The sequence below is a fragment of the Bacillus sp. TSO22 genome (assembly GCF_020223595.1).
Classification (GTDB): domain Bacteria; phylum Bacillota; class Bacilli; order Bacillales; family Bacillaceae; genus Bacillus; species Bacillus inaquosorum.
Map to the genome: position 1 here is coordinate 448,252 of NZ_JAHAWO010000014.1, position 7,815 is coordinate 456,066.

Consider the following 7,815-nt stretch of genomic DNA (forward strand, 5'->3'; position numbering starts at 1 on the left):
TTTTTTCATGCTTTCTGCAATACAGGTTTTAATTCAAAGCGATTCAGCATATAGCCAAACAAAGCAGCCAGTATCTGCTGAAACAGCATGCCGATGACAACGGGAACGGCAACCTGAGACGGGAAGAACGTAACGGCAAGAACTGCGCCGGCACTGATATTTCTCATGCCTCCCGTAAAAATGAGAGAGACAATTTCCTCTTGGCGCCTTTTCATCATTTTTCCGATCAGCCAAGCAGCGGCATAGCCTGTTAACGCGATAAAGAAAACCGTCATAGCTATACCTACAAATCTCAAATCAACCGCTTTGAAATAAGGGGCAATCGCTGAACTGTTAATCGCAATCACTGCCATCAGGCAAAGCTTTGAAAAAGGAGACAGCGCACTGCTCACAGATGCCGTTCTTTCTGGAGATGACAGCTGATTAAACAGCATGCCCAGAAAAGAAGGAATCACGACCATCACAATCAGCCCTTTCATCATGCCCCACACATCCATATGAACCTGAGCGCCGGCAAGCAATGAAAGGCTCAGCGGTACGATTAGCGGTGACAGCACAGTATCAACTAAGATAATTGAAAGCGTCAAACCGACATTCCCTTTGTACATCGCTGCCCAAATCAAGCTTGTAATCCCCGTAGGAATCACAACAGCCAATGTTAAACCGGTGATCGTCAAAGGATCGCCTTTAAAAATAAGATGGCCGCTGCCCCAAGCAAAAAGCGGCATAAAAATATGAAGAACAAATAGTGCAAGAATCATAGGTAGAGGATGAGACAATGCGTGTCTCAAAGATTGAAAGTTAGCACTCAAACTGCCTGCAAACGTAATAAAAGCAAAGATCCAAGGCACAGCCCATTCATACCCATTTAAAAACTGAGACAGCAGCACGCCCAGCACCACACTAGTCGGCGTTAAAAGCGGCATCACTCTCCCCAATACACGGTTCAGCTTCTGAAGCATCATATGCAAGTCCCCTATTTAAAATTTCTCTTCTCTCTATTATATCAATGCTGTTCAACCGTATGTTATATAAAAAAGCCCAGATCTCGTTCATCTGGACTTCCCTATTTTATGTCATCTGTTTCATAAGGGCTTTACTCGCATTGTTCAAACCTTTTAACTCAGCTTCAATGCCTTGTTCTTTAAATTTCGCAACAATCTTATCAAGCGCTGCCGCTCCTGAATCATCCCAAACGTGAGATTCAGTTAAGTCAATCACGACCCGTTCAATATCCTCTTGATAAATAAACGCATTCGTAAGATCAGTCACTGACGCAAAAAAGATTTGCCCCTTCACTTGATACGTTCTCAGCTTTTGATCCTCTGCATGTGAAACAATTTTCAGCTTCGAGATTTTTGCCACAAAGAATACGGCACTTAAGAGAACGCCGACGAATACGCCTTTAGATAAGTCATCCGTCACAACAACCGTCATCACAGTCACAACCATGACAATCGAGTCGGTGAGCGGCGCTTTTTTAAGGCCTTTTATAGAAGACCAATCAAATGTGCCGACAGAAACCATCACCATAACAGCCACTAACGCAGCCATCGGGATTTTCACTACAACCTGACTTAACACCGCAATTAAAAACATCAGAAATGCACCGGCAACAAATGCTGACAAGCGTCCTCGTCCGCCCGCTTTCGTATTAATGACAGATTGTCCGATCATAGCGCAGCCAGCCATACCGCCAAAGAACCCGGTCACGATATTCGCAATTCCCTGTCCACGGCTCTCTTTGTTTTTATCACTATCCGTATCCGTCATCTCATCAATAATCTGTGCTGTCAGTAAAGATTCTAGCAACCCGACAAACGCTAAAGCGATGGAATAAGGAAAAATGATTTGCAGTGTTTCAAAGGTAAACGGAACATCCGGGATTAAGAAATGAGGCAATGAACTAGAAATATTCCCCATATCCCCGACCGTCCGCACATCCACATGGAAAGTGACCGCAATAATCGTCATCACAATAATCGCGACAAGCGGAGACGGAACCGCAGTCGTAAATCTCGGCAGCACATAAATAATAACCAACGACCCGGCAAGCATCGCATACATGCTCCAAGAAGCACCTTCAAACTGAGGGAGCTGCGCAGAGAAGATAAGGATCGCCAGCGCATTTACAAACCCGATCATCACAGAACGCGGGATGAATTTCATTAATCTCGCTATTTTACTGATGCCTAAAATCACCTGAATGATTCCTGTCAAAATCGTAGCCGCAAATAAATACTGAAGCCCATGATCAGCAACCAGCGACACCATAACGACCGCCATTGAGCCAGTAGCAGCTGAAATCATGCCTGGTCTGCCACCAAAAATAGAAATAATAATGGCTATACAAAATGAAGCGTAAAGACCGACCATCGGATCAACACCGGCTATAATAGAAAAGCCAATCGCTTCAGGTATTAACGCTAATGCAACTAAAATGCCAGCAAGAATGTCTTTTCGGATATTTCCGAACCATTGCTGCTTTAATGTAAAACTATTATTCAAATATAACGACTCCTTTTTAAAAAATAAATCCGCACCGTATCTGTTGTATTGGGAGCTTTCTTTATTTTACGGGAGAAAATGAAAAGGAAAACGATCGGAGAAAAAGGGGAAACGTTGAGTATATTGTATTGAGGCAAGGAGTTATTATACAAAGAGTATCATATTAAATTTTATTCAAATACGCAAGGTGAATGCTGAAGAAAAATATGGCTCAAACTAAGTTTGAGCCATTTCGCTGCATTATATCATATCCGGATGGGAAACAAGAATCGTTTTAACTGCGGCAATATCTTTTCTCTCATTTGACAACGGATCTATGCCCATCAATTCCTGGATGGCAGCCTCATAGTTCTCAAGCGGGGTTTTCTCCGTAATCAGTTCAGAAAGCTGAGGCATGTCCGCGGCACATGATACCGCATCCTCCATGATTTGTCGAGCCTCTCCGGTTCCAACAATCGTCACGCCATTGGAAAGCAGCTGGAAAGGCCTGATTTTCATCTCATACGTATCATCAAATCCCATGGGCACAAGCCTTCCGCCCTTGTCAATTAACGGATATGCCCAATCAAGCTGATTGCCGATCGCGTCAAAGATCACATCAAATGTTCTTCCTTGGTTTATCCGCCTGACCTCATCTGCCGTTAAATCCTGCGGGTGATAAACATAGTCAGATATCCGGCGTGCCGCTTCTGACCGATACTCTCCGATCTCGGTCGCAACGGTCAGCCTTGATAGTTTTTTCACCATTATTTGAACAAGCAGCCCAATCGGCCCTGACCCTAATACAAGTACAGAATCGTCAGGTTTTATTGCAGCCCGCTCTATCACATTTAATACACAGGAAAGCGGCTCAATTAAAGTGGCTCGTTCCCAATCCATATTGTCCGGGATTTTATACATAAAACGGTCCTCGCCTACGTAATAATCGGCAAAAGTGCCATGCGCCCCTAATCCCAGCTGCCAGTCTTCAAACGTTTCACAATAACAAGTTAAACCTTTCCGGCAATAATAACACTTCCCGCAAAACTGAGTCGGATCAATTACCACGCGATCACCAGGCTTGACGTTTTTAACATCAGGCCCTGTTTCTGTCACCACTCCCACAGATTCGTGGCCTAGGATCATATTGTGAGTCGCATGCATCTTTCCTTTTAGAACATTTAAATCCGTTCCGCAGATGCCTGTCCCGTATATTTTAACTTTCACATCGTTCATTTTTTTGATTTGAGGTTCTTCTACTTCTTGCATTTCAAGCCGATCATTAGGAGTCCAGACCAACGCTTTCATATGTCTCTTCCTTTCTGTCCCAGCGAATTTGATCCAGCAGCTTCTGATGCAGCTCCTTCGTTGATGCAGCGATGCATGACTGCTGGTTATTGTAGCTAAGATCCGTCAGAAGTGTATCATCCAAGGACTTTCCATACGCATCAGTAATCACAACACCTGCTTTTTTCGCCAAAAACACACTTGCGGCAATATCATATGGAAACAGATGCAGGACCTGCCCATTCCCCACATCCTGAAAATCTTTCAGCAGCGCAGGATCATCTTTTAATAAACGATTGCCGATATCCACATAGGCATCCATCTGCCCTGTAATAATCCTGGAGATTGAATAAGAAGCGCTATTGAAAACAAATACGCCGCCATTATTCGCTGACTGATCAATCAAATGACCGTACGCATCAATCATCAGGTGCGCGGGATGCCCATTAAACTCAAGGCTCCAGAACATATGTTTAATGTCTGTCACTTTGCTCAGATTTGGCAGGGTGCCACGATAGCCTTCATAATAAATCCCTTCAGAATAAACATCCGCGTACATATACGCACCTGTTTTCAGCTCAAGCAGAAAAGCAAATTCAATATCCTTAATCTTTGCATCAGGCTTGTATGCAGCTAATGCGATAGAGATACAAGACATTTCAAGTCCTGCAGCTGCCGGGCGGGTGCCGTCAATCGGATCAACGATCAAAATATATTGAGGATTGTCCCCAAATACCTTCAGGCCGCCATCTTCCGTATAAAACGCAACTGACTCCGCTTTGCTTTTCACATATTCCAGCACTGCATTCTCGGCAGCGGCATCAATGTTAAACTGTGCATCTCCGCCTGGGGAATACCCATTAACTAACCGGTTTTTCAGTGTTCCTTTCTGTCCCTTCACTTCTTCATAAACAAATGTTCCAAGCTCTATAATATATTCTTTCACTTGATATCCTCCAATAGCTTACGAAGTTTGAAACAAAGCACCTCAGCCTCACTAAGTGTAATCGTGAGAGGCGGACGGATTTTAAATACATTTCCGAATCCATAACGGGAAGTCCGTAAAATTAACCCATAATCCATAGCCCGTTTCGCAATGTAATTGGTCAGCTCTACATCAGGCTCATTATTCTCTTTTACAATTTCAACACCGATCATCAAACCTACGCCTCTGACGTCAGCAATAAATGTGAATTCTTTCTTCATGTGCTCTAAGGAATCCATAATGTAATTCCCGACAGTTGTTACATTTTCTAAGAAGCCCGGCCGCTGCATGATTTCGATTGTCTTACAAGCAGCTGCCGAGGCCATCACGTTCGATCCATAAGTAAATGAGTGATTGTGGCCGGCTAATCCCATGTATTTTTCTTCTGTGAGGGTGGCGGCAACCTGGAATCCCGTGCCTCCCAATCCTTTTGCAACAGTCATCATATTCGGTTTCACATCAAAGTAATCAGCGGCAAACATCTTGCCTGTCCGACCGAATCCGGTTTGAATTTCATCAAAAATAAGTGCAATATCATGCTCATCACAGAGCTTTCTTAATTGCTTAAAGTACTCCTTAGGCGGAACGATGTTTCCTCCGTTACCGGAAATCGGTTCAATAATCATCGCGGCAATTTTTCCGTTACTCGCATATTCAATAAAATCATTAATTCTTTCTACACAAAGCATTCCGCATGAATCTGGCTTCTGATTGTAAAAACAACGATTGCAATAGGGGTCAGGTACCTGTAAGCCAAAAGAAAACTGAGGGGGGAATGGCTCTCTTCGAAATGAATTTCCGGATAACGCAGACATCATATACGTTTGGCCAAGGTGGCTTCGGAATAAAGAAATGACATCTGTTTTTCCAGAATAGTTTTGAGCCATTTTAATAGCTCCTTCATTCGCAGCAGAGCCGCTGCTAACCTTAGGGTGAACTTTAGTGAGATTGTCGGGGGAGATTTCTACAAGTTTTTCAGCTAGTTTATTAACGGCGTTGGTTTGGTAGGAAGAAGTGACGTGTATCAGCTGGTCAGCCTGTTCTTTGACTGTATCAATAACTTCTTTATTGGTATAACCTAAATTTAAGTTGAAAGTAGCAGAGGCACAATCAATATACTCATTGCCCTCTGAATCGTACAAATAGATGCCTTCACCTCTTTCCATGACAACGTCATCCACTTTGTAATACAAACTGTCTGGATTCGTAATTTCTTTAGTCCCCACTACCAACACCCCTATTCATAAAATATGTAAAACTCGTTAATCATCGTATAAATTCTAGAAATTAATGTCAACTAGATAAATAGTAAAAATTGTTAACTATTTGTTAACGTTTGCATGGGGGGTTTCTATTCAAACTTCATATGTTATGATAGAAATAAATGGGTTTATTGTAAAAAAACTAAATACAAACAGAGTAAAAAGCTTATTTTTACTACCAGTCCTATTATGTAAATCCTAGGTGAGTATTATTTTTATTAAAGGAGATTAATGAATGAAAACTCGTTTACTGTGGATTGGATGTTTATCTTACGGATCAATCGCCTTTACTCTCGTTATCCTTGGTGCTGTCCTGCCGGAGTTGCTTTCCCATTACGCACAAAGCTACAGTAACGGCGGAGTATTAGTATTTTCGCAATTTATGGGGTTTTTAATTGGTGTACTGGGGATGCCTTATGCAGTAAAGAGGTTGGGCCGAAGAAAAGTAGTTGTTATTGGACTTGCCATGATCAGCTGCGAATTGTTTATTTATTTCCTTCCTCCATGGCCTCTGCTTTTTCTTCTTGTCAGTATGGCTGGACTTGGCGCCGGACTCGTAGAATCTTGTGTAGGAACAATTATCCTAACAGCAATTAAAGAAAAACAAGCAATTGCCATGAGTAAGATGGAAGTAGCGTACGGTTTAGGAGCCCTTTTCATGCCGTTGCTGTCTGGTTTCTTAATCAGCAATAATGTATGGGCATTGGCCTTTCTTGTATTGGGGTTAAGTTCATTTCTTTTGATGCTTGTTTGGAGCCGAATGAGTTTTGGCAGTTTAGACGATTTGCTCATCCGTCAAACAAACACTTCGGGCAATGGTAAACAACAAGCACCTATCAGTTTTCGAAAACATGGCTTACTGTTTATTTCTTTAGCAGCTGCTTACTTCTTTTTTTATGGAGGCAGTGAAGTATCGATTGTTCACTTTATCCCTTCCATCTTCGCTGAAAAGTGGGAGATCTCTAACTCCTTAGCAACATTGACGGTAACAATATATTGGATCGGCATGATCATTGGCCGTCTACTGACTGGCCCGGTTTCCGAAAAACTAACCTATCATCGTTATCTAAGGCTGATTAACATCGGCGGCCTCATTTCACTTTGTATTTTAGCAATTAGTAATACGGCTTTTGCAGGGTTTGTTCTGTGTTTCTTTTTAGGGTTATTTATGGCTGGTATGTTTGCCATTGCTTTAATTATCACCAATCAATTCTACCCTGGAAAAACAGAACAAACGACAAGCATGCTGCTCGCTGCCAATGGATTAGGCGGTTCTATCCTTCCAATCGCAGTCGGATGGAGTCTAGATGAGTTCCCCGTACAAACTGCATTTTGGTTATTTACGACTCTCATGTTGATCATGCTGGGGATTGTATTAGTATTAAAAATATTAGAGAACTTGAAAAGCAGAAAGCTCGATAAAATGAATACTGAAGAAAGCAAATCAGTACAGATATAAAACAAAAAACCCAGCTCAATGAGCTGGGTTTTACCTTGCTTGGCGGCGTCCTACTCTCACAGGGGGAAACCCCCGACTACCATCGGCGCTGAAGAGCTTAACTTCCGTGTTCGGTATGGGAACGGGTGTGACCTCTTCGCTATCGCCACCAAACAAATTGAGAGTGTTCTCTCAAAACTAGATAACAGGTGTGACATCATTCAAAATGTGGTTAAGTCCTCGATCGATTAGTATCTGTCAGCTCCATGTGTCGCCACACTTCCACCTCAGACCTATCAACCTGATCATCTTTCAGGGATCTTACTTCCTTGCGGAATGGGAAATCTCATCTTGAG

6 protein-coding genes and 2 rRNA genes are annotated in these 7,815 nt (G+C 42.6%); 1 reads left to right on the plus strand and 7 read right to left on the minus strand.

The features are described 5' to 3' along the window. Window positions 1–5 precede the first annotated feature (5 nt). The 5 genes from KHQ79_RS19465 to KHQ79_RS19485 all read right to left on the minus strand — a co-directional run bounded on the left by KHQ79_RS19465 (window position 6) and on the right by KHQ79_RS19485 (window position 5,985). Window positions 6–926 (minus strand): bile acid:sodium symporter family protein, encoded by a 921-nt coding sequence (locus KHQ79_RS19465; RefSeq protein WP_080030901.1) that lies wholly within the window; start codon window positions 924–926, stop codon window positions 6–8. 145 nt (window positions 927–1,071) lie between these two features. Beyond that, the gene (locus tag KHQ79_RS19470) at window positions 1,072–2,508 is read right to left on the minus strand and encodes a SulP family inorganic anion transporter (protein WP_003241487.1); all 1,437 of its coding nucleotides are present in this window, start codon (window positions 2,506–2,508) and stop codon (window positions 1,072–1,074) included. Between the two features lie 240 nt (window positions 2,509–2,748). Then, window positions 2,749–3,795 carry a zinc-dependent alcohol dehydrogenase gene (locus tag KHQ79_RS19475; RefSeq protein WP_225516627.1) on the minus strand — a complete coding sequence of 349 codons (1,047 nt, stop codon included), beginning with the start codon at window positions 3,793–3,795 and terminating at the stop codon, window positions 2,749–2,751. Continuing rightward, window positions 3,770–4,720, minus strand: coding sequence for an inositol monophosphatase family protein (locus KHQ79_RS19480; protein ID WP_225516628.1), 951 nt, complete (start codon window positions 4,718–4,720; stop codon window positions 3,770–3,772). The genes KHQ79_RS19475 and KHQ79_RS19480 overlap by 26 nt, the downstream gene beginning before the upstream one ends. Continuing rightward, window positions 4,717–5,985 carry an aspartate aminotransferase family protein gene (locus KHQ79_RS19485; RefSeq protein ID WP_003241495.1) on the minus strand — a complete coding sequence of 423 codons (1,269 nt, stop codon included), beginning with the start codon at window positions 5,983–5,985 and terminating at the stop codon, window positions 4,717–4,719. Before KHQ79_RS19485 ends, KHQ79_RS19480 begins: the two co-directional genes overlap by 4 nt. Before the next feature lie 271 nt (window positions 5,986–6,256). Between KHQ79_RS19485 and KHQ79_RS19490 the strand changes: the two genes are divergently transcribed. Beyond that, the gene (locus KHQ79_RS19490; RefSeq protein ID WP_148982966.1) at window positions 6,257–7,480 is read left to right on the plus strand and encodes an MFS transporter; all 1,224 of its coding nucleotides are present in this window, start codon (window positions 6,257–6,259) and stop codon (window positions 7,478–7,480) included. 37 nt (window positions 7,481–7,517) lie between these two features. Here the strand turns inward: KHQ79_RS19490 and rrf are convergent. Then, window positions 7,518–7,633, minus strand: a 5S ribosomal RNA gene (gene rrf / locus KHQ79_RS19495). Window positions 7,634–7,687: 54 nt separating this feature from the next. After that, window positions 7,688–7,815 (minus strand): 23S ribosomal RNA (locus tag KHQ79_RS19500); the annotation flags it as partial.

Coding starts and splice junctions, on each gene's coding strand:
- KHQ79_RS19490 (WP_148982966.1), top strand. CDS start 6,257: ATGAAAACTCGTTTACTGTGGATTGGATGTTTATCTTACGGATCAATC.
- KHQ79_RS19465 (WP_080030901.1), bottom strand. CDS start 926: ATGCCGCTTTTAACGCCGACTAGTGTGGTGCTGGGCGTGCTGCTGTCT.
- KHQ79_RS19475 (WP_225516627.1), bottom strand. CDS start 3,795: ATGAAAGCGTTGGTCTGGACTCCTAATGATCGGCTTGAAATGCAAGAA.